The 20913-nt window shown below is 57.0% G+C and carries 14 protein-coding genes; 5 read left to right on the top strand and 9 right to left on the bottom strand.

All coding sequences use genetic code 11. The annotated features are described in order from the left end of the window. Positions 1 to 982: 982 nt before the first annotated feature. The 8 genes from AC0AII_RS05375 to AC0AII_RS05340 all read right to left on the bottom strand — a co-directional run bounded on the left by AC0AII_RS05375 (position 983) and on the right by AC0AII_RS05340 (position 16210). Entirely contained in the window at positions 983 to 3844 is a 2862-nt protein-coding gene (locus AC0AII_RS05375) for a hypothetical protein (RefSeq protein WP_490446388.1), read from the bottom strand. A gap of 416 nt (positions 3845 to 4260) precedes the next feature. Further along, positions 4261 to 4413: a hypothetical protein gene (locus AC0AII_RS05370; protein ID WP_490446387.1), complete on the bottom strand. Its 153-nt coding sequence runs from the start codon at positions 4411 to 4413 to the stop codon at positions 4261 to 4263. 13 nt (positions 4414 to 4426) lie between these two features. Continuing rightward, positions 4427 to 7123, bottom strand: a complete 2697-nt coding sequence (locus AC0AII_RS05365) for a hypothetical protein (RefSeq protein WP_490446386.1) — start codon at positions 7121 to 7123, stop codon at positions 4427 to 4429. A 417-nt stretch (positions 7124 to 7540) separates the two neighbouring features. Next, positions 7541 to 10519, bottom strand: coding sequence for a hypothetical protein (locus AC0AII_RS05360; RefSeq protein WP_490446385.1), 2979 nt, complete (start codon positions 10517 to 10519; stop codon positions 7541 to 7543). 367 nt (positions 10520 to 10886) lie between these two features. Further along, a complete protein-coding gene (locus AC0AII_RS05355) occupies positions 10887 to 13841 on the bottom strand; it encodes a hypothetical protein (RefSeq protein ID WP_490446384.1) in 2955 nt (984 codons plus the stop codon). A gap of 176 nt (positions 13842 to 14017) precedes the next feature. Beyond that, entirely contained in the window at positions 14018 to 14704 is a 687-nt protein-coding gene (gene rdgB / locus AC0AII_RS05350; RefSeq protein ID WP_490446383.1) for an RdgB/HAM1 family non-canonical purine NTP pyrophosphatase, read from the bottom strand. 36 nt (positions 14705 to 14740) lie between these two features. Continuing rightward, positions 14741 to 15505 carry a ribonuclease PH gene (gene rph / locus AC0AII_RS05345; RefSeq protein WP_024627656.1) on the bottom strand — a complete coding sequence of 255 codons (765 nt, stop codon included), beginning with the start codon at positions 15503 to 15505 and terminating at the stop codon, positions 14741 to 14743. 66 nt (positions 15506 to 15571) lie between these two features. Continuing rightward, positions 15572 to 16210 carry a Pr6Pr family membrane protein gene (locus AC0AII_RS05340; protein ID WP_198199192.1) on the bottom strand — a complete coding sequence of 213 codons (639 nt, stop codon included), beginning with the start codon at positions 16208 to 16210 and terminating at the stop codon, positions 15572 to 15574. A 106-nt stretch (positions 16211 to 16316) separates the two neighbouring features. Here AC0AII_RS05340 and AC0AII_RS05335 point away from each other — a divergent pair, with 106 nt between their 5' ends. Both AC0AII_RS05335 and AC0AII_RS05330 read left to right on the top strand, forming a co-directional pair. After that, positions 16317 to 17663 (top strand): nicotinate phosphoribosyltransferase, encoded by a 1347-nt coding sequence (locus AC0AII_RS05335; protein ID WP_490446382.1) that lies wholly within the window; start codon positions 16317 to 16319, stop codon positions 17661 to 17663. Further along, on the top strand, positions 17663 to 18682 hold the full coding sequence (locus tag AC0AII_RS05330) for an aldo/keto reductase (RefSeq protein ID WP_490446381.1): 1020 nt from the start codon (positions 17663 to 17665) through the stop codon (positions 18680 to 18682). The genes AC0AII_RS05335 and AC0AII_RS05330 overlap by 1 nt, the downstream gene beginning before the upstream one ends. A gap of 25 nt (positions 18683 to 18707) precedes the next feature. Here AC0AII_RS05330 and AC0AII_RS05325 read toward each other — a convergent pair whose 3' ends face one another. Further along, positions 18708 to 19019 (bottom strand): DUF3039 domain-containing protein, encoded by a 312-nt coding sequence (locus tag AC0AII_RS05325; protein WP_024627652.1) that lies wholly within the window; start codon positions 19017 to 19019, stop codon positions 18708 to 18710. 62 nt (positions 19020 to 19081) lie between these two features. Here AC0AII_RS05325 and coaD point away from each other — a divergent pair, with 62 nt between their 5' ends. From coaD to AC0AII_RS05310, 3 genes are read left to right on the top strand one after another with little or no spacing between them, the layout of a single operon-like run. Then, a complete protein-coding gene (gene coaD, locus AC0AII_RS05320; RefSeq protein ID WP_045923959.1) occupies positions 19082 to 19591 on the top strand; it encodes a pantetheine-phosphate adenylyltransferase in 510 nt (169 codons plus the stop codon). Then, complete coding sequence (locus AC0AII_RS05315; protein ID WP_490446380.1) at positions 19588 to 20280, top strand: SPFH domain-containing protein; 693 nt, start codon at positions 19588 to 19590, stop codon at positions 20278 to 20280. Before coaD ends, AC0AII_RS05315 begins: the two co-directional genes overlap by 4 nt. Beyond that, positions 20277 to 20897, top strand: a complete 621-nt coding sequence (locus AC0AII_RS05310) for a YceD family protein (protein ID WP_144085334.1) — start codon at positions 20277 to 20279, stop codon at positions 20895 to 20897. Before AC0AII_RS05315 ends, AC0AII_RS05310 begins: the two co-directional genes overlap by 4 nt. The last annotated feature ends 16 nt before the right edge of the window (positions 20898 to 20913 follow it).

The following is a 20913-nucleotide window of genomic DNA, read 5'->3' as shown; positions in this document are numbered from 1 at the left end:
TGGAGAACCTCCACACGAGAGCGTATTGTTTTGTTGACCAACAATTGCGAAGACGTTCAAAGGCTCCGGATAACCGCCAGTCACATAATATTTCGGATCCAAGGAGGTATCCATGTAGGACAAATCACCCTCTATGGATACAGCCAGGAAATCATATAAACCAGAGTTGATCACTTTATGAACCGTAAAGAACTGCTCCTCATTTTCCGCCCATTGCTCAGCACCGCCAGTGGGGTCGTTGGGATTTGTTGAAATAGTATTCAGGTACCGAATCCGGGTATAGTGGGACGGACTTTGCGCTCCTTCATATTGATATGCGAAAGACAGATTGCACTTTACTGAATCATAGGGAGAAGTATCACGCATCGGAACGCATTGCGGATTGAAATCGTTATGTCTCACGCGCAGTATGAAGTCCATGCGCAGCTCATCCTGGTATGAATCAATCTTGTCATTGTAGGCCAACATCTTATAGAGCAGAGGCTTCCTGCTGGCCGTCCCGCCCTGCCCATCGATGGCATTGGCCTGATTGGCCGACAGGGCGCTCAGCCCTAGCGGAACAACCATGGCCAGCGTCGCCAAAAGGGTTATCAAAACAGCCACTATAGGGCGATCCACATGCCGTGGACCCTTATTGCCCCGTTCTTGCAATCGGTTCAACACGCTACCCCCCACACCTCAATGCAACCATCTCCAGAATCAGATGGACTGCACGCTTGATTGGTCCCCGGTGCAGGCCACGAAACCCTGGAGCACAAGTACCGTATCCTCACTTATGGCATCTTCTTGTCCCCTTTACATGCTTTAAGAGTACCGAGACTGAAAGCATGATCTGGGATTCAGATAGGGTGTTTCGCGACCGTCCACCATCTTGACTAAGGACAGTCTGAATTAGGGGTAGGGGTTACTGGCAGCGGCAGGGCCCCCACTCATCCTCTCAACTTCATGGGGCGGGGGCGGTCCCTGTCTTATACGACCGGGGTCAGTGCCGGCTTTCCTGCCTGTTCCTCAGGCAAGCCACGAACCCCACCAGGCCGAGGGCTATCAGCAGCAGGATCCTGAGCACGGAAAGCGGCCATCCCCCGGTAAGCGGCAAAGCCGAGTTGGAAGGACGGAACTCCAACGCGTGCGACACCGAGGCCGACTGGTTCCCGCCCTGGAACCGGCCCTGCGCATCAGGGCCCTCGGCATCATCCGAAAGCACCTGAGCAGAGAACCGCCCCTGATTGACGCCCTCAGGCGGGGTCGCCTGCCACGAACCCTGATCCCCCACAACGACATCCGTACCACTGCCGCCGGGCCAGGTTATATGGACCAGGGTGCCTTTGGTCTCGGGAACCTTCCTGTCCCCGTCCACATACTTATAGGCTTTGCCTGCCACCTGGAAGACGTCATGGCGGTCAATGGTCAGCGTAGTCGGAGTCATGTCGACCTTCCGCTCGATGGATGCCGGGTCCGAACGGATGTTCGTCGGGTTGACCATTTCAATGCGGAAATCATACAGTTGCGTCTTGTCGCTGCCGTCGTAGCCGCTGAACCTGTCAGCAGGGATGTTCAGCGTCCAAGACCAGGTGGAAGCCGCCGTCTTGGTCAATCCCAGCGTAAGGCCCGTTGTGGAATCCGCGACGGAAGACGTGGTGCCGGCTGCCGCATCCCTCTGGAAGGTGTTGGCCGGAGTGGTCAGCAGGGGCGTCCAGTCCGAGACGGTCTTCTGCTTCATCGAAACAGCCATGCTCGAATCCGTCATCCCCAGCCCTCCTGAGGACCAGGCAGTATATACAGGAGACACTTCACCCTTGAACACAACGACGGAATCCGCCGGCAGGCTCCCGTTGACCGTATGAGGCACAGTTACCGAGAGTTTGCTCGCATCCGGCACATTCTCATTCGAAACGAAATAGGCCGTCCCGATGTTCGAGAAGTAGGAGGTCAAACCGAATCCGGAGATAGACTCGATCACCCAGGCATGGTAACGCCTGTAGCCGCTGTACTTGTTGCCTTGGCCCGGCGACGAATACAGCTTGTTGGTGTCCTGTATCTGCCAGGACCCTCCCTGCTTGCTCTTGGGATCGACCTGGCATTCAACTTCGCCCAGCCTGAACCCCCACGTGTCCGCGGTTTTCACCAGGTCATCGCCATTCGTGCCCTGCCCCTCCGCAATCGGATTGGCAGGATCCTCCCCGTAGAGAACAACCTTGTTGGGACGCGCAGGATCCTTGGAAGGCGTGCACTCACCACTGATCACCGGATCAAGCTTCGACGTATACACACTGCCCGAAGCATCCAAAGCGCTGTCGGCGTCATTTTCGATCTTCGTAATCGTTGGATCATCGGGGCGAGGCACATCATACTTATAGAAGGCACTGTTGATCGTCCAGCCCGCTGAAATATTTCGTTCTATATCCGAGCTGTTCATGCCGTCACGTATTCCGACGAGGCCCTTCTGATCAGGGTTGTACACTTCAGGGCTGACGGTACAAGCGCTGCCATCCCGGTTCGTGGTGACAGGCCAGGTGACCATCTTGAAATAGCCGTCAAGATCCTGCTTCTCCTTGGCCTCCTTGAAGTCAATCCCGCCATCATCCTTCTGGGCAGGCATAGGCTGGCCGCTCTTGTCAGTGGCAAACATCTCATTGGGATTATCCGGCTGTTTAGGCAAGTTGAAAGCCGAATACTTACTGACTTGGGCCGCCTTGCTGGTCGTGGTAGTCGCCGTATTGGGGGACGGCTGCTGGCCTGTCACCAGGACCGGCTCAGGGGTCAGCTCATCGACAGGCACCCACTCGCTATCCTTCAGAGCCACCCACTGGTAATAGTAGGAATTGGTCTCAGAACATATGCCATCAGGGTTAGCTTTGGTACTGCCACGCACATTGAGCCAGTACACGAAGAACGACCGTGCCGGAGCTGTGCCCGGAGCAGTACCGGCGATTGGCCCAGTAGCATTGCTCTTATAGTCAGGAAAACCGTAATCGGTTACCATGCCCCAGTTAGCCTGATTGCCTCCGTAGAGATTTGGGTTGCTGTTCCAGCCAACCCAAGAATACGGGCCGCTGCACTGAAGATCAGCACCCGTGCCCAGGCATTCTTGCATATACAGGGTGAAGTTCTTGCCGTTGGCCGTTAAGGCTGAGGTAATGTTGGATACCCTGTCCGGCGCATTGATCATGGTGTCAGGGTTAAAATTGCGACAATTATCGATTCCGGTGCTCCAGCTCCATGGACTACCGGGACGAAGGCAGGATAGTGCGTCGTCCTGTTTGCCAACAACCGCGTAGATATTCACCGGCTCGCTGGCCCCACCAGGCTGATAATATGACGCATCGGCAGAATTCTTAAGCGCCAGATCACCTTCAATGGAAACGGTCAGATAATCATATAAACCAGAATTGATTATCGTGTGCACGGTGAAATACTCATCTTTATTTTGCGCCCACTTGTAGGCTCCGGACCAGGGCTGATCCGAGGATGACGCTGAGGCTATGGTGTTCAGATACTTTATTCTGCGATAAAAGGAAGTGTCATCTGACCCCTTGTACTGATAGACAAAGGCCAGATTGCAATTGCCCTTGGTATCGGCACCAGAAGTGGCGTCGGCACAAGAAGGGTCAAACTCGTTGTGTTTTACCCGCAGGATGAAGTCCATGCGCAGCTCATCCTGATAGGAATCAAGCTTGTTGTTGTAGCCCAACATCCTATAGAGTTTGGGCTTTCTGCTGGCCGTTTCGTCCTGCCCATCAATGGCGTTGGCCTGATTGGCCGAAAGTGCGCTCAGCCCCAACGGAACAACCATGGCCAGCGTCGCCAAAAGGGTTACCAGAACGGCGATGATCGGACGGCTCACACCTTGTGAACCCTTAGCGCCCCGTTCTTGCAAACGCTTCAATACAATACCCCCCAAACCACAATGAAATCATGCTCCAGAACAAATCAAGTCTGCTTTTGACCTACCCCCAATTAAGGCAACTGCACATAGAGCACAACAATGCATATAAATTGTTCTTTGCCTTTTCAAGGCTACAGAAATGAAGGGCAAAATCTGGGATTCAAATCGGGTGTTTTGCGGCCGTTCAAGTTCTTGACCCGACAGGACCAGCACCCAGCTGGAGAGAAGCAATATGTTGCCTTCTTTCAGGCCGTCTGGATTGGGGGCGAATACTGCCTTGGCAGCAGCAGCGGCACAGGAATGAAAGACAGGGCCTGCCCCCATCTGCCAAATTGCTTGCAGGTGGGGACGGGCCCTGTCTTATGCTGCCGGGGTCAGTGCCGGCTTTCCTGCCTGTTCCTCAGGCAGGCCACGAAGCCAACCAGGCCCAACACCACCAGCAGCAGAATTTTGAGCACGGAAAGCGGCCAGCCGCCGGTCAAGGGCAAAGCCGAGTTGGAAGGACGGAACTCCAACGCATGCGACACTGGAGCCGACTGATTACCGCCCCCGGAACCCGCCCTTGGGGTCAGCGCTCTCGGCATCATCGGAAAGCACCTGAGCAGTGAACCGCCCCTGGTTGACGCCCTCAGGAGGGGTCGCCTGCCACAAGCCCTGGTCCCCAACAGTCACATCCGTGCCAGTATTGTCAGGCCAAGTCACATGCACCACGGTCCCCTTGGTCTCTGGAACTCTCGTGTTGCCATTGACATACTTATAGGCCTTGCCCGCTACTTGGAAGACATCGTACCGCTCCAAGGTCAGCGTGGTCGGTGTGATGTCAACTTTCCGCTCGATGGATGCCGGGGCCGAACGGATGTTCATCGGGTTGATCATCTCAACCTGAAAGTCATACATCTGAGTCTCATCGCCGCCGTTGTAGCCGCTGAACTTGTCAGCGGGGATATTCAGCGACCACGACCAATTGGAATCCGCCGTCTTGGTCAAGCTAAGCGTGAGGCCCGTCGTGGAATCCGAGACGGAAGACGTGGTGCCGGCTGCCGCATTCCTCTGGAAGGTGTTGGCCGGAGTAGTCACCAGACTGGTCCAGTCCGAGGCGGTCTTCTGCTTTACGGAAATGGCCATCTTGGAATCCGTCATCCCCAGCTTTCCCGAGGACCAGGCCGTATATACAGGAGACACTTCACCTTTGAACACGACAACCGAACCTTCAGGCAGACTCCCGTTGACCGTATGGGGCACCGTCACCGAGAACTTGCTAGCATCCGGCACGTTCTCCCCCGAGACGAAATAAGCCGTGCCGATATTCGAGAAGAACGAGGTCAAGCCGAAACCGGACGTGGACTCGATCTCCCAGGCGTGATAGCGCCTGTACCCGTCATACTTGTTGCCTGGGTCCGGCGATGGGTATTGCTTGTTGGTGTCCTGTATCTGCCAGGACCCTCCCTGCTTGCTCTTGGGATCGACCTTGCACTCAACTTCACCAAGCTTGAACCCCCACGTGTCCGCGGTCTTCACCAAGTCCCCGCCGTTCTGGCTCTGCTCGTCACTGATGGGATTGGCGGGATCCTCCCCGTAGAGAACAACCTTGTTGGGATGCGCGGCATCCTTGGAAGGCGTGCACTCGCCACTGACCACCGGATCAAGCTTCGATGTATACACGCTCCCCGAAGCATCCAAGCTGCCATCTGCATCATTCTGGATGTTGGTGATCGTCGGATCCTTAGGGCGAGGCACATCATACTTGTAAAAAGCACTATTAATCGTCCAACCAGCAGAAAGGTTTCGTTCTATATCCGAGCTGTTCATGCCGTCACGTATTCCGACGAGGCCTTTCCGCTCAGGGTTGTACACTTCAGGACTGACGGTACAAGCGCTGCCATCCCGGTTCGTGGTGACAGGCCAGGTGACCATCTTGAAATAGCCGTCAAGACCCTGCTTTGCCTTGGCCTCTTTGAAATTAATGGAGCCATCAGCCTTCTGGGCAGGCATGGGATTGCCATCCTTATCAGTGGCAAACATCTCATTGGGATTATCCGGCTGTTTGGGCAAGTTGAAAGCCGAATACCTACTAGCTTGGACTTCCGCGCCTACCGTGGTAGTCAACGAATTGGGAGACGGCTGCTGGCCTGTCACCAGGACCGGCTCAGGGGTCAGCTCATCGACAGGCACCCACTGGCCATCCTTCAGAGCCACCCACTGGTAATAGTAGGAATTGGTCTCAGAACAGATGCCATCAGGGTTATAGATAGTGCTGCCACGCACATTCAGCCAGTACGCGAAGAAAGAGCGGGGCGGAGCTACGCCCGGATCAGAACCCGGCATTTTCCCAAGAGTAAAGCTATTGTAGTCAGGAAAACCATAGTCGGTCACCATGCCCCAGTTGGACTGACTGCCTCCATAGAGTAAGGGATTGCCATCCCAGCCAACCCAAGAATCCGGGCCGCTGCACTGAAGATCAGCACCCGTGCCCTGGCATGTCTGCATATACAGGGTGAAGTTCTTGCCATCTGCCGTTAAAGTTGAGGTAATGTTGGATACCCTGTCCGGCGCATTGATCATGGTGTCAGGGTTAAAAGTGGCACAGTCATTGATTCCTGCGACCCAATTCCATGAACTACCAGGAACAAGGCAGGATAGTGCCCCTTTCTGCTGTCCAACAACCGCGTAGATATTCACCGGCTCGTTGGCCCCACCAGGCTGATAATATGACGCATCGGCAGAATTCTTAAGCGCCAGATCACCCTCAATGGAAACAGTCAGATAATCATACAAACCGGAATTGATTATCGTGTGCACAGTGAAGTACTCATCTCGGTTTTGTGCCCACTTGTAGGCTCCGGACCAGGGCTGATCCGAGGATGACGCTGAAGCTATGGTGTTCAGATACTTTATCCTGCGATAATATGCTGGATATTCTGAGCCCTTGTACTGATAGGCAAAGGCCAGATTGCAACTGCCCCTGGTATCGGCACCACCGGTGCTATTGGCGCAGGAAGGGTCAAACTCGTTGTGTTTTACCCGCAGGATGAAGTCCATGCGCAGCTCATCCTGGTAGGCATCAATCTTGTTGTTGTAGCCCAACATCCTATAGAGCAGCGGCTTCCTGCTGGCCGTCTCGTCCTGTCCATCGATGGCATTGGCCTGACCAGCCGACAACGCGCTCAGCCCCAGCGGAACAACCATGGCCAGTGTCGCCAGAAGGGTTACCAGAACGACGATGATCGGACGGCTCACGTGCTGTGAACCCTTGTTGTTCTGTTCTTGCAAACGCCTCAATACAATACCCCCCAAACCACAATGAAATCATGCTCCAGAACAGATCAACTCTGCTTTTGACTCATCCCCAATTAAGCCAATTGAATGTAGAGCACAACAATGCACCTTCATTTGTCATTACGACTCAAAAGCGTACTGAGATAAGAGGCGTGATCCGGGATTCAGATAGGGTGTTTTGCGGCTGTTCAAGTCTTGCCCCTGGTAGGCCCGGCACACGGCTGGCGAGAAGTAAAATATTTTCTTCTTCCGACCGGTTTGAATTAGGAGCAAATGTTGCTTTGACAGCGGCAGCGGCAGGGGATTAAAAAACAGGGCCCGCCCTCATCTCCATGGAATTGGAAGGATGAGAACGGACCCCGGCTTATGCTTCCGAGGTCAGTGCCCGCTTTCCTGCTTGTTCCTCAGACATGCCACGAAGCCGACCAGCCCCAATGACGACAGCAGTAGGATCCTGAGCACCGAAAGCGGCCATCCGCCGGTCAAAGGCAAAGCCGAATTGGAAGGCCGGAACTCCAACGCATGCGACACCGAAGCCGACTGGTTCCCTCCCTGGAACCTGCCCTGTGCGTCAGCACCCTCAGCATCATCGGAAAGCACCTGAGCGGAGAACTCACCCTGGTTGATCCCCTCAGGAGGAGCCGCCTGCCATAGGCCTTGGTCCCCCACAGTAGCATCCGTGCCGCCACCGTCAGGCCAGGTCACATGCACCACAGTCCCCTTGGTCTCAGGAACCTTCGTATCCCCGTCCACATACTTGTAGGCCCTGCCCGCCACCTGGAAGACATCGTACCGCTCCAGGGACAGTGTGGTGGGCGTAATGTCGACCTTCCGCTCAATGGATGCCGGACCCGATCGGATGTTCATCGGATTAACCATCTCAACGCGGAAATCAAACGTCTGTGTCTCGTCGCCCCCGTTATAGCCAGTGAATCTGCCGGCGGGTATGTTCAGCTTCCAAGACCATGTGGACGCCGCCGTCTTGGACAGGCTAAGCGTGAGGCCCGTCGTGGGATCCGTGGCGGAAGACGCGGTGTTGACCGCCGCACCCCTCTGGAAAGTGTTGGCCGGAGTGGTCACCAAGGGCGTCCAGTCTGAGGCAGTCTTCTGCTTCATCGAAACAGCCATCCTGGAATCCGTCATCCCCAGACCCCCCGAGGACCAGGCGAGATAAGTAGGTGATACTTCACCCTTGAATGTGACTGCTGAACCTGCGGGCAGGCTCCCGTTTACCGTATGAGGCACGCTGACCGAAAACTTGCTCGCATCCGGAACGTTCTCGCCCGAGACGAAATACGCCGTCCCGATATTCGAGAAGAAGGAGGTCAAACCGAACCCGGAGATAGACTCGACCACCCAGGCATGGTACCGCCTATACCCGCTGTACCTGTTACCCGGGTCCGGAGACTGGTATTGCTTGTTCGTGTCCTGTATCTGCCAGGACCCTCCCTGCTTGCTTTTGGGATCGACCTCGCACGCAGCCTCACCAAGTCTGAACCCCCACGTGTCCGAACTTTTCACCAGGTCCCCGCCATTCGAACCTTGCCCACCCACAATCGGATTGGCTGGATCCTCCCCGTAGAGAACAACCTTGTTGGGACGCGCAGCATCCTTGGAAGGCGTGCACTCACCACTGACCACCGGATCAAGCTTGGTCGTATACACGCTCCCCGAAGCATCCAAACCCGCATCCCCATCATTCTCGATCTTGGTGATAGTCGGATCGTTAGGACGGGGCACATCATACTTGTAAAACGCCGTATTAATCGTCCAACCCGCAGACAGATTTCGGTCTATATCCGAACTGTTCATGCCGTCACGTATACCGACGAGACCCTTTTTATCAGGGTTGTACACTTCAGAACTGACCGTACAAGTGTTGCCATCCCGGTTCGTGGTAACAGGCCAGGTAACAAATTTGAAGTAGCCATCAAGATCTTGCTTCTCCTTGGCCTCTTTGAAATTGATGGAACCGTCCGAATTCTGGGCAGGCATCGGATTGCCGTTCTTATCGGTCGCAAAAAGCACATTGGGATTATTGAGATACCTTGGGTCCTTTGGACTTACGTTGAAAGCCGAATACCTGCTGACTTGATATTGCTTACCTACCGTGGTGGTGACCGAATTAGGAGACGGCTGCTGACCTGTCACCAGGACCGGCTCAGGTGTCAACTCATCGACAGGCACCCACTCGCTATCCTTCAAAGCAATCCACTGGTAATAATAGGAATTGGTCTCGGAACATATGCCATCAGGGTTATAGATGGTACTGCCACGCGGATTCAGCCAGTACGTGAAGAAAGACCGCGATGGGGCTGTGCCCGGATTGGTGCCATTGATACTTCCAACACTGGTGTCAGAATAGGCAGGAAAACCATAATCGGTCACCATGCCCCAATTAGCCTGATTCCCGCCATAGAGATCTGGCTGGTCATTCCACCCAATCCAAGAGTACGGTCCGCTGCACTGAAGATCAGCGCCCTTGCCCATGCAGTCGCCCATATATAGCTTGAAGTTCTTGCCGCTCGCCGTTAAGGATGAAGTAATATTCGATGTCCTATCCGGGGCGTTGATCATCGTGTCAGGCTTAAAGGTGCCACAATCGGCAATACCCCAGCCCCACGAAATACCGCCACAAGACAGTGCCCCCTGCTGTTGGCCAACGACCGCAAAGACGTTCAAGGGCTCATCAGTACCACCAGCTTTATAATCTGACACATTGCTGGAAGTATCCCTGAGATTCAAATCGCCCTCGATGGAAATGGTCAAATAGTCGTATAAACCAGAGTTGATTATCGTGTGTACGGTGAAGTACTCATCTTGATTTTGTGCCCACTTGTAGGCTCCGGACCAGGGCTGACCCGAGGATGATGCTGAAGCTATAGTGTTCAGATACTTAACCCTGCGATAGTATGACTGATTTGTCGAACCAAGATACGGATAAACAAAGGACAAATTACAAGCACCCCTGGTATCGACACCACCGGAGGCATTGGCGCAAGAAGGGTCGAAATCGTTATGTTTCACACGCAGGATGAAGTCCATGCGCAGCTCGTCCTGATAGGAATCGATCTTGTCGTTGTAGGCCAACATCCGATAGAGCAGGGGTTTCCTGCTGGCTGTTTCATCCTGTCCGTTGACGGCATTGGCCTGACTGGCTGACAGAGCGCTCAGCCCAAGCGGAATCACTATGGCCAACGTCGCCAGAAGGGTTACCAGAACGGCGATGATCTGACGTTTCATATGTTGTGGACGCTTGGTGCCCCGTTCCTGCAAACGCTTCAATACAATACCCCCCAAAATCACAATGAAATCAAGCTCTAGACCAGATCGACTTTGCTTTTGACTTATCCCCAATTAAGCCAACTGTATATAGAGCACAAAAATGCAGCTTCATTTTTTACTACGCAGCTAAGAGTACAGAAATTAGAAGCATTATCTTGGATTCAGATAAAATATTCTATAATCGGCGTTTCGCGACCGTCCATGGTCTTGATTCCAGCTGGTCTGGATTGGGGGGCTGGGCCGTTTTGGCTCAATTGACAGAGCACCTGATTGGTAATGCTGTCAAGCAGCTCTTTCACCAAGCACCTTTGGCAACGACAGGACACACTGTAGGCACGAATAGTGTATTGGCACCCGCATGAAAGTTAAAAAAAACAGGGCCTGCCCTCACCTCCTAATTCCTCGGGGTGAGAACGGGCCCTGGCTTATACTTTCGGGATCAGTGGCGGTTTTCCTGCTTGTTCCTCAGGCAGGCCACGAAGCCCACCAGGCCAAGGGCTATCAGCAGCAGGATCCTGAGCACGGAAAGCGGCCAGCCACCAGTAAGAGGCAGGGAGGAGGTCGAAGGCCGGAACTCCAGCTCCTGCGACACCGAAGCTGACTGGTTCCCGCCCTGGAACCTGCCCTGCGCGTCAGGGCCCTCGGCATCATCGGAAAGCACCTGGACGGCGACATCCCCCTGCTTCATCCCCTCAGGTGGGACCGCCTGCCATATGCCCTGATCCCCCACAGCCACATCCGTGCCGGTATTGTCAGGCCAGGTCACATGCACCATGGTCCCTTTGGTCTCAGGAATCTTCCTGTCCCCGTCCACATACTTGTAGGCCCTGCCGGCCACCTGGAAGACGTCATGGCGGTCAATGGTCAGTGTGGTGGGCGTCATGTCGACCTTCCGCTCGATGGATGCCGGGCCCGAACGGAGGTTCATCGGGTTGACCATTTCAACCTGGAAGGCATAGGTCTGCGTCTCGTCGCTGCCGTCGTAACCAGTGAACTTATCAGCAGGGATGTTCAGCGACCAGGACCAGGTAGAAGCCGCCGTCTTGGTCAGGCTAAGCGTGAGGCCGGTCGTAGAATCTGAAATGGAAGATGCGGTGCCGACTGCTGCATCCCTCTGGAAAGTGTTGGCCGGAGTAGTTACCAAGCTGGTCCAGTCCGAGGCAGTGTTCTGCTTCATGGAAATGGCCATCTTAGAATCAGTCATCCCCAGCTTCCCCGACGACCAGGCCGTATACACAGGCGACACCTCACCCTTGAACGTGACTACCGAGCCTGCCGGCAGGCTCCCGTTGACCGTATGGGGCACCGCCACCGAGAACTTGGCCGCATCCGGCACGTTCTCGCCCGAGACGAAATAAGCCGTGCCAACATTCGAGAAGTAGGAGGTCAGGCCGAACCCTGACGTGGACTCAACCACCCAGGCGTGATAGCGCCTGTAGCTGTTGTACTTATTGCCGGGATCCGGCGACGGATACTGCTTATTGGTGTCCTGTATCCACCAGGACCCTCCCTGCTTGCTGCCAGTGTCGGTCTCGCAAACAGCTTCCCCCAGCCTGAACCCCCACGTGTCCGAGCTTTTCACCAGGTCATCGCCATTTGTGCCCTGACCATCCGCAATCGGATTGGTGGGATCCTCTCCATACAGGACAACCGTATTAGGATGCTTGTCATCCTTGGAAGGCGTGCACTCACCGCTGATTACCGGGTCAAGCTTGGTCGTATACACGCTTCCAGAAGCATCCAAGCCGGCATCCGCATCATTCTCGATCTTCGTGATCGTCGGATCATCAGGACGCGGCACATTATACTTATAAAAAGCAGTATCAATCGTCCAACCCGCAGAGAGATTCGTATCCTTTTGCGCGGCGGACATGTTATCGTCAATCCCCACAAGACCAGCGCTCTTGGGGCTGTACACCTCAGGGCTGACGGCTGTACATTCCGTGCCATCAGAATTCCTGGTGTCAGGCCAGGTCACCAGCTTGAAATAGCCGTCAAGATCCTGCTTCTCCTTGGCCTCCTTGAAATCAATCCCGCCATCAGCCTTCTGAGCAGGCATAGGATTGCCATCCTTATCAGTCGCAAAAAGCACGTTGGTGGTATTCGCATACTTTGGGTCGGTCGGATTAACGTTATAAGCGCCATTGGTATTGACCATGCCCTGCAGTCCGTAGGTGGTAGTCAAAGTGTTGGGACTCGGCTGCTGGCCTGTCACCAGGACCGGCTCAGGAGTCAGTTCCTTAACAGGCACCCACTGGCTGTCCTTAAGAGCCACCCACTGATAGTAATAGGAACTGGTCTCAGAACATATGCCATTGGTTTTGTTGCCTGGACCACGCAAGTTCATCCAATACACGAAGAAAGACCGTGCCGGGGCCGTGCCCGGGGCTGTGGCATTTATATTTCCAACCGTACCATCGCTATAAGCCGGAAAACCATAATCGGTCACCATACCCCAATTAGCCTGATGGTTTCGATAGAGATATGGGTTGCTGTCCCACCCAACCCAGGAATATGGGCCGCTGCATTGCAGGTCGTCTCCTCCGCTACCCAAGCAGTCACCCATATACACTTTCATCTGTTTATCCTTCGATAAACTCGCGGTGATATTTGAATATCTATCCTGCAAGTTGCTCATGGAGGCTGGATCGAAAGTTGAGCAGGTTTCGGTACCCCATGCCCACGAAGAACTACCGCAAGACAGGATGGTATTCTGATCACCAACGATAGCAAAGACATTCAAGGGCTCAGGGTGACCACCAGCCACGAACTTTGCGGGATCTTTAGACTTATCCGCAATGTTCATGTCGCCTTCGATAGATATGGTCAAGTAGTCGTATAAACCCGAATTGATTATCTTATGAACAGTAAAGCGCTGCAGATGATTATCAGCCCACGCTGTAGCTCCATCATATGCATACCCAGTTTTGTTATTTTCAAGATAATCATCTGGAGTTATAGTGTTTATATACTTTACACGATGATAATCTGCAGGGTTATCAGAACCAACATACTGATATACAAAAGATAAATTGCAATTTGACTTACCACCGGTGTCTGCCTTACCAAGGTTGACACAATCCGGCTTGAACTCGTTGTGTTTCACGCGCAGGATGAAGTCCATGCGCAGCTCATCCTGATAGGTATCGATCCTGTCATTGAAGGCCATCATTCTATAGAGCAGAGGCTTCCTGCTCGCCGTCTCGTCCTGTCCATCAACGGCATTGGCCTGACTGGCCGACAGAGCACTCAGCCCAAGCGGAACGACCATGGCCAGTGTCGCCAGAAGGGTTACCAAAACGGCGATGATCGAACGGTTCACGTGCAGCGATCCCTTATTGCTCCGTTCTTGCAATCGCTTCAATACGAAACCCCCAAATCCCGATGGAATCATCTGCTAGAACAGATCAGCTCTGTTTTTAAGTTGTCCCCAATACCGCCGACTGTATCACAGAGATAAAAAAATCGCACCTTCGCGTTTTCTTTACATAAATCAAGCATAACCGGGCGCTCAGAGCATAATTGTCGACGCTTCACGACCGTTCGCCGTACGGAATCTATAAGGATTTATCAGCCTCTAATATGGCCGTCGCCCAGCACCCAGTTGACGAGAATCGGCATGATGGCCGCCAGGGCCTTGCCCCTGTGCGAAATGGCGTTCTTTTCATCCGCGGTCATTTCCGCCGAAGTCAGCGGCTGCTGGCCGCTGGCGCGCCGAGGCTGATCACGGGGAACGAAGATCGGGTCGTAGCCGAACCCGTTGTCCCCTCGTGCCTGGCGGATGATGCTTCCGGGCATTTCGCCGACCCTGGTCACCTGAGATGCCCGGACGGCGTACCCCGGCACATCCGGAACGACCAGGGCGGCAGCACAGACAAACCGACCTCCCCTGTGGTCGTCGGGAATGTCGTTCAGCTGGTTCAGCAAGAGCTCCAAGTTGGCCTGATCGTCGCCGTGGCGGCCGCTCCATCGTGCCGAGAGGATTCCCGGGGCGGCACCCATTACATCAACGACCAGCCCCGAGTCGTCCGCCAGCGCGGGCAAACCGGACTCACGAGCAGCCTGCCCAGCCTTGAGAAGGGCGTTCTCCTGAAAAGTGGTGCCGGTCTCTACCGGATCGGGCAATCCAAGCTGCCCCGCCGAAACCAGCTCAATCTTCTGACCTTTATCGGCCAGGAAACCGTCGAGTATGCGACGAAGCTCAGCTAGTTTGCCCTCGTTGTGCGTGGCCACAACCACTCTTCTGGCCTGCCCCATACCGATCCTCCTCGCTGAAAATGTCTACCTTGGACGTCAGTCAGATGCCAGAGCCTTGCGCTGAGCGGCCTGAAGCTCCTTGTTTCCTTTGGATGCCAGGTCCAGCAAGATGCCAAGCTCCTGACGATTGAAGGGACGATGCTCCGCCGTTCCCTGTATCTCAATGAAATCGCCGGAGCCGGTCATGGACACGTTCATATCGGTCATGGCCCTGCTGTCCTCCAGATAGGGAAGGTCAAGCATGGGCTTGCCATCGATGATGCCCACCGAGACGGCCGAGACGCAATCCTTGGTCACCTTGTCGGCACTGCGGATGTGATGGTGGTCCTGGGCCCATCTGAGGGCGTCGACCATGGCCACATAGGCGCCGGTGACCGAGGCTGTACGGGTGCCGCCATCGGCCTGAAGCACATCGCAGTCCAGCTGGATCTGATTCTCGCCCAGGGCCTTCATATCCACCACACCGCGCAGGCAACGGCCTATCAGCCGGCTGATCTCCTGGGTGCGGCCGCCGACCTTTCCTCGGACTGACTCGCGTGCAGTCCGGTCGCTGGTGGCCCTGGGGAGCATGGCATACTCGGCCGTGACCCAGCCCAGGCCGGAGTCCTTGCGCCAACGGGGCAGCGTCGGCGTGAAGGAGGCCGTGCACATGACCCGGGTCTTGCCGCACTCGATCAGCACCGATCCCTCGGGAGCCTCCGTCCAATGCCTGGTGATGACGACCGGTCGCAACTCATCAGCCGCCCTGCCGTCAGGCCGCAGCACGGCACCCTCCTGGAGCATGTCCTTGATAGCAACCATCAGTGATGATCCTTTCCCGTTCCGCCCAGGCTCCCCTGGTCTGGTCCCTATTATTCCGTCAACCGTCTACCGATCAATGGTCAGCGGTGTCTTGGCCGGCAGAATGCGATCAATCAGGAAGATGACCAGCGACAGGGCGAAGAAAACAACCAGGTACTCAGCCATGTTGACCGTCAACTGGGCCCATCCCAAGTGCCCGAGGTCCAAGAAGGCATAGGGATAAGGGTTACCGCCCGGCTCCGGTCCCGAATGGGGCCAGATGGCGGCCCTGATCAGCACAAAGGCTACGTAGAAGGGGAAATAGATCAGCCAGGTCAGCACGTTGTGCCAGTGGAAACGACGATGAGGGTCGAACAAGAGGAAGTCCACCGATGCCAGGATGGGGCTGATGACGTGAATCATCCATGTGGTCCGGATGCCCAGGACCAGCTGGTAGTCCGTGCTGTTCAGCCCCAGAACCAGGATGGCCACCAGCCCGGTGATGACGATGTAGAGCGTCAGACATCCTTTGAGCCAGGCGGGAGGCTGGATGCCCTTGAGCAGGGTGGCCGCTCCGGCCCAGAGCATGACCAGACCCAGGGCGATATTGGTCTGGAAGGTAAAATAGACCCACTTGTTGCCGATTCCCAGCAGCCAGGCCTCGTAGGTGCCGCCCAGGCAGAAAAAGGCGATCAGCAATCGGTAGATGCCCACGACGAATCTCATGCGGATCAGCTTAGCCCGACCTTGGGAGGGCAGGGCGAGCCAGTAGGTCGGCAGAGGATTAGACTGGGGGCCAACCAAGGGCTTTTCCACCCACAAAGGGGAAGATATGAACGCTGAAAACAATAGCAAGGACACTGGAACCTCTACGGCTCTGATGACCGACATGTATGAATACACCATGCTGGATGCCGCCCTGCAGGACGGCACGGCCGGGCGGCGATCCGTCTTCGAGGTATACACCCGACACCTGCCGGCGGGGCGCCGCTACGGAGTGGTGGCAGGCACTGGGCGGATTCTGGATGCGCTGGCGGATTTCCACCTCAGCGAGGACGAGCTTCGCTTCCTGTCCGACCGTCACATCGTCAGCCAGACCACCATCGACTGGTTGGAACACTTCCGCTTCACCGGAACCATCCGCGGCTACCGGGAGGGCGAGATATTCTTCCCCGACTCCCCCTTACTGCAGGTCGAAGGCAGCTTCGGCGAGTGCACCCTGCTGGAGACCCTGATCCTGTCCATACTCAACTACGACTCGGCCGTAGCCTCGGCCGCCTCCCGCATGGTCACCGCGGCCAAGGGCCGGCCCTGCATGGACATGGGCGCGCGCCGGGCCAACGAATACGCAGCCGTGGCGGCGGCCAGAGCGGCCATAGTCGGCGGATTCCAAGGGACCTCAAACCTGCTGGCGGCCAAGCGATACGGCTTCAAGGCCATCGGAACCGCAGCCCACTCCTTCACCCTCCTGCATGACAACGAGCGCGAGGCCTTCCAGGGGCAGATCCAGGCCCTGGGCAAGGGGACCACCCTGCTGACCGACACCTACTCCATCGAGGAGGCCGTCAGGACAGCCGTCGAGGTGGCCGGACCTGAACTCGGCGGGGTCCGCATCGACTCCGGAGACCTGGGCTCGCTGGCCCAGCAGGTCCGCGCCCAGCTGGACTCCTTGGGAGCCACCAAAGCCACCATCACCGTCACCAATGATCTGGACGAGTATGCCATCGCTTCCCTGCAGGACGCCCCGGTGGACTCCTACGGGGTGGGCACCATGCTGGTCACCGGTTCGGGAGCCCCCACTTGTGCCATGGTCTACAAACTGACCGAGCGCGAGAACTCCGACGGTGTCATGCAGGCCGTCGCCAAGAAGTCGGTGGGCAAGGCCTCGGTACCGGGACGCAAGCTGGCCTACCGCTCCTACCACAACGGGGTGGCCGACGCCGAGCACGTCATCTCGGGTGCTGAGGATGCGCTGGCAGCCTTTACGCCCCAGCAGGACTGGCGGGATCTGCTGGTCACCTATGTGGACCATGGCCAGAGCAGGCCGGAGTTCCAGGGTGAGCAGGCAGTCCTGGATGCCCGGGAGCACCGGGCCAAGGCCCTGGAGGAGATGCCCATCAACGCACTCAGCCTGATGAAGGGCGAACCGGTCCTGCCCACCTTAGTGAGGAGCATCTGATGAACACGCAATCCGAAACCTACCAGCCCGACCCGAGCCGGTACGATGCCACAACCTACCGGCCCTGCGGCGACAGCGGTCTGAAACTGCCACCCATCTGCCTGGGCTGCTGGCACAACTTCGGCGACACCACGCCCCTGGATCGCATGCAGGAACTATGCACGACAGCCTTCGACCACGGCATCACCCACTTCGACCTGGCCGACAACTACGGCCCTGAACCGGGCGCCGCCGAGCGCAACATGGGGATCATCCTGCGCCGATGCTTCAGTCACCACCGCCAGGAGCTGGTCATCTCCACCAAGGCCGGCTATGAAATGTGGCCTGGCCCTTACGGAAACCTCGGCTCACGCAAGCATCTGCTGTCCGGACTGGACCAGAGCCTGAAACGGCTGGGACTTGACTATGTGGACATCTTCTACCACCACCGCCCCGACCCGGACACGCCTCTTGAAGAGACCATGGGCGCCCTGGCCCAGGCGGTCACCAGCGGCAAGGCCCTCTACCTGGGACTGTCCAACTACGACGGGCCGACCATGGCACGGGCTGCGGCCATCCTGACCGAGATGCACGTCCCCTTCATCATCAACCAGAACCGCTACTCCATCTTCGACAGAACCATCGAGGACAACGGGCTCAAAGAGGCCGTGATGAAAGAGAAGAAGGGACTGATCACTTTCAGCCCGCTGGCCCAGGGGCTGCTGACCGATCGCTACCTGCACGGGATTCCCGAGGACAGCCGGATTCGTGCCGACGGCCGCTTCCTCAAGGAGTCTGCGTTGACCCCCCAGCGGCTGAAGCAGATTCAGGATTTGAACGATCTGGCCCACCAACGCGGCCAGAGTCTGGCAGAAATGGCCCTGGCCTGGCTGCTCAGGGACCCCGCTGTCACCTCAGTGCTCATCGGCGCCTCCAAGCCCGAGCAGATCCTGGACAATCTCAAGGCCGTCCAGTCGGCCGACTTCAGCCAGGAAGAACTGGAGATGATCGACCGGATCGCCTTGGACAAGCAGTCCTGAAGCAGCCTGGACCGTTCAGTAGCGCTCAGTGGCTGCCGCCGGTCATCTGCTCGTAGATGCGCTTGCAGTCCGGGCAGACCGGATACTGGGAGGGGTCATGCTTGGGCACCCAGACCTTGCCGCAGAGGGCCACGACCGGTCGGCCGGTCAGCTTGGACTCGGCGATGCGCTCACGGGAGACGTAGTGGGCGAACCGGTCGGCATCGCCCTGATCGTTCAGCCGGGTTTTCTCGGCGGTCTCAGTGTCCGGACGGTCCAGCACGGCCGTGCCAGTGCCCTGGTCGGGGTTCTGCTCCCGCTCCGGATCCTCCATGCGAATGCTCTTGCTTGCAGTCATGACATCCATGGTACGGCGGCGAGCTGCACGTTCGCTCCCTATGACGCGCTACGCTGAGAATCATGACTATCGCTGTATGCCCTGGCTCATACGATCCGGTCACCTCCGGCCACATGGATGTGATCGAACGCTGCGCCTGCTTCTTCGAGACGGTCCACGTGGTTGTGGCCGTCAACGCTGCCAAGACCCCCATGTTCAGCGAACAGGAGCGGGTGGCCATGATCCGCCGGGCCCTGGACGAGGACGGATACCCGAACATCACCGTAGCCTCTACCGATGGCCTGATCACCGACTACTGCCGCAAGGTGGGGGCCTCAGTCATCGTCAAGGGACTCAGGCAGAACGGGGACTATGAGGCCGAGCTGGGCATGGCCCTGGTCAATCGCAAGCTGTCCGGGGTGGAAACGCTCTTCCTGCCTGCCGATCCGGTGCGGGAGCACATTTCCAGCACCATCGTCAAGGACGTGGCCAGACATGGAGGAGACATCACCGGCATGGTCCCCGACAGCGTCGTGGATGCACTGATAGACACCTTGCACAGGGACACACCGCACACGGAAAAGAGCCAATGATGAACGAGCAGACCCAGGAAAGGGACGATGACGAGCCTATCGACGACTCGACCAGAGCGAGCGCTCCCAGGTCCGCAGTCGACATGAAGGACCTGCCCGACCTGCAGGAGGACCGCAACGAGAGCGGGAACCCCCGATCGGAATTCACCACCGTCTATGACATTATCGATCGGATCCAGGCCATGCTTGATGAGGCCAAGGCCCCCATTTTCAGTCCGGGACTGGTCAAGGTGGACCGAGATGAGCTGGCCGACGACCTCAATGAGCTCAAGAAAATGCTGCCAGTGCAGCTGGAGCGGGCCTCGGCGCTCATGAGGGAGGCGGAACGTCGGCTGAACACGGCTCAGACCCAGGCCAACGCCACCATATCCGACGCCCAGAGCCGGGCTGCAGACATCGTCAAGGAGGCCGGCGAGCAGGCCCGCTTCCTGGCAGGCCAGGAGAATGTGGTGGCCATAGCCCGGCAGAAGGCCCAGACCATCATCGACACGGCCCAGGCCCGGGCGGACCGCCTGGTGCAGGGGGCCGATGGGTATGCCGCCCAGGTCATGGGCGAGCTTGACACCCAGCTGGGCAAGATGAGCCAGGATGTGCGTGCCGGCCTGGAGGTTCTCCACCAGCGTGAGCAGGAGGCAGCGCGTAGCATGAACGCGTCAGCCTCGGATCAGGGAAAGGAGACTCAGGGATGAGCAGACCGGAGGATTCCCCCTGGGCGGTTTCAGTGGCCCAGGTGTCAACGCGGGCAGGGCAGAGCACCCGGGTGGACCGCGATTTTCCAGCTCCGGAGGGCATCGGCGACCAGGTAGTGGGCATCCCGGCAGGAACACCCGTGCATGTGGAGGGCGACATCGACTCCCTGGTGGATGGACTCTTGTTGCAGGCCCACATCAGCGTGCCGCTGAAGACCGAATGCACCCGCTGCCTGAGGCCTGTGGATACCAGCATCCAGGACGATCCGGTGGTCTTCTTCCCCTACAAGGATCCCGAACCGGAGCCAACCCATGGCAAGGAGGAGATTCTGGCCGAGCAGGAGGAGGCCAGCGGCCAGACCTATCCTCTGGCCAGCGGGGGCGCTTTCATGGACTTGGAAGCCCTGCTGCGTGACACCCTGGTGGAGGCCCTGCCCCTGCAACCCCTGTGCCGACCCGACTGCCGAGGCCTGTGCCCCCAGTGCGGCATGGATCTGAACGACCATCCCGATCACCACCACGAGATAATGGACGACCGCTGGGCGGCCCTGGAGGGACTCAAGCAGCGTCTGGAGCAGGAGGAGAACCCCGGCAACAACGGCCAGGCTGGCGAATGACCGGAGGTTGCGGTAG

It is taken from the genome of Bifidobacterium sp. VU/mBH4 (B4), from assembly GCF_058199535.1.
The sequence above is the reverse complement of the archived record's forward strand: the minus strand, read 5'-3'. Positions and strand labels throughout refer to the sequence as shown.

Bases quoted from the DNA above. Each gene is read 5' to 3' on its own strand.
- AC0AII_RS05355 (WP_490446384.1), bottom strand. From the start codon at position 13,841: ATGATTCCATCGGGATTTGGGGGTTTCGTATTGAAGCGATTGCAAGAA.
- rdgB (WP_490446383.1), bottom strand. From the start codon at position 14,704: ATGGGGCAGGCCAGAAGAGTGGTTGTGGCCACGCACAACGAGGGCAAA.
- rph (WP_024627656.1), bottom strand. From the start codon at position 15,505: ATGGTTGCTATCAAGGACATGCTCCAGGAGGGTGCCGTGCTGCGGCCT.
- AC0AII_RS05340 (WP_198199192.1), bottom strand. From the start codon at position 16,210: ATGAGATTCGTCGTGGGCATCTACCGATTGCTGATCGCCTTTTTCTGC.
- AC0AII_RS05335 (WP_490446382.1), top strand. From the start codon at position 16,317: ATGAACGCTGAAAACAATAGCAAGGACACTGGAACCTCTACGGCTCTG.
- AC0AII_RS05330 (WP_490446381.1), top strand. From the start codon at position 17,663: ATGAACACGCAATCCGAAACCTACCAGCCCGACCCGAGCCGGTACGAT.
- AC0AII_RS05325 (WP_024627652.1), bottom strand. From the start codon at position 19,019: ATGACTGCAAGCAAGAGCATTCGCATGGAGGATCCGGAGCGGGAGCAG.
- coaD (WP_045923959.1), top strand. From the start codon at position 19,082: ATGACTATCGCTGTATGCCCTGGCTCATACGATCCGGTCACCTCCGGC.
- AC0AII_RS05315 (WP_490446380.1), top strand. From the start codon at position 19,588: ATGATGAACGAGCAGACCCAGGAAAGGGACGATGACGAGCCTATCGAC.
- AC0AII_RS05310 (WP_144085334.1), top strand. From the start codon at position 20,277: ATGAGCAGACCGGAGGATTCCCCCTGGGCGGTTTCAGTGGCCCAGGTG.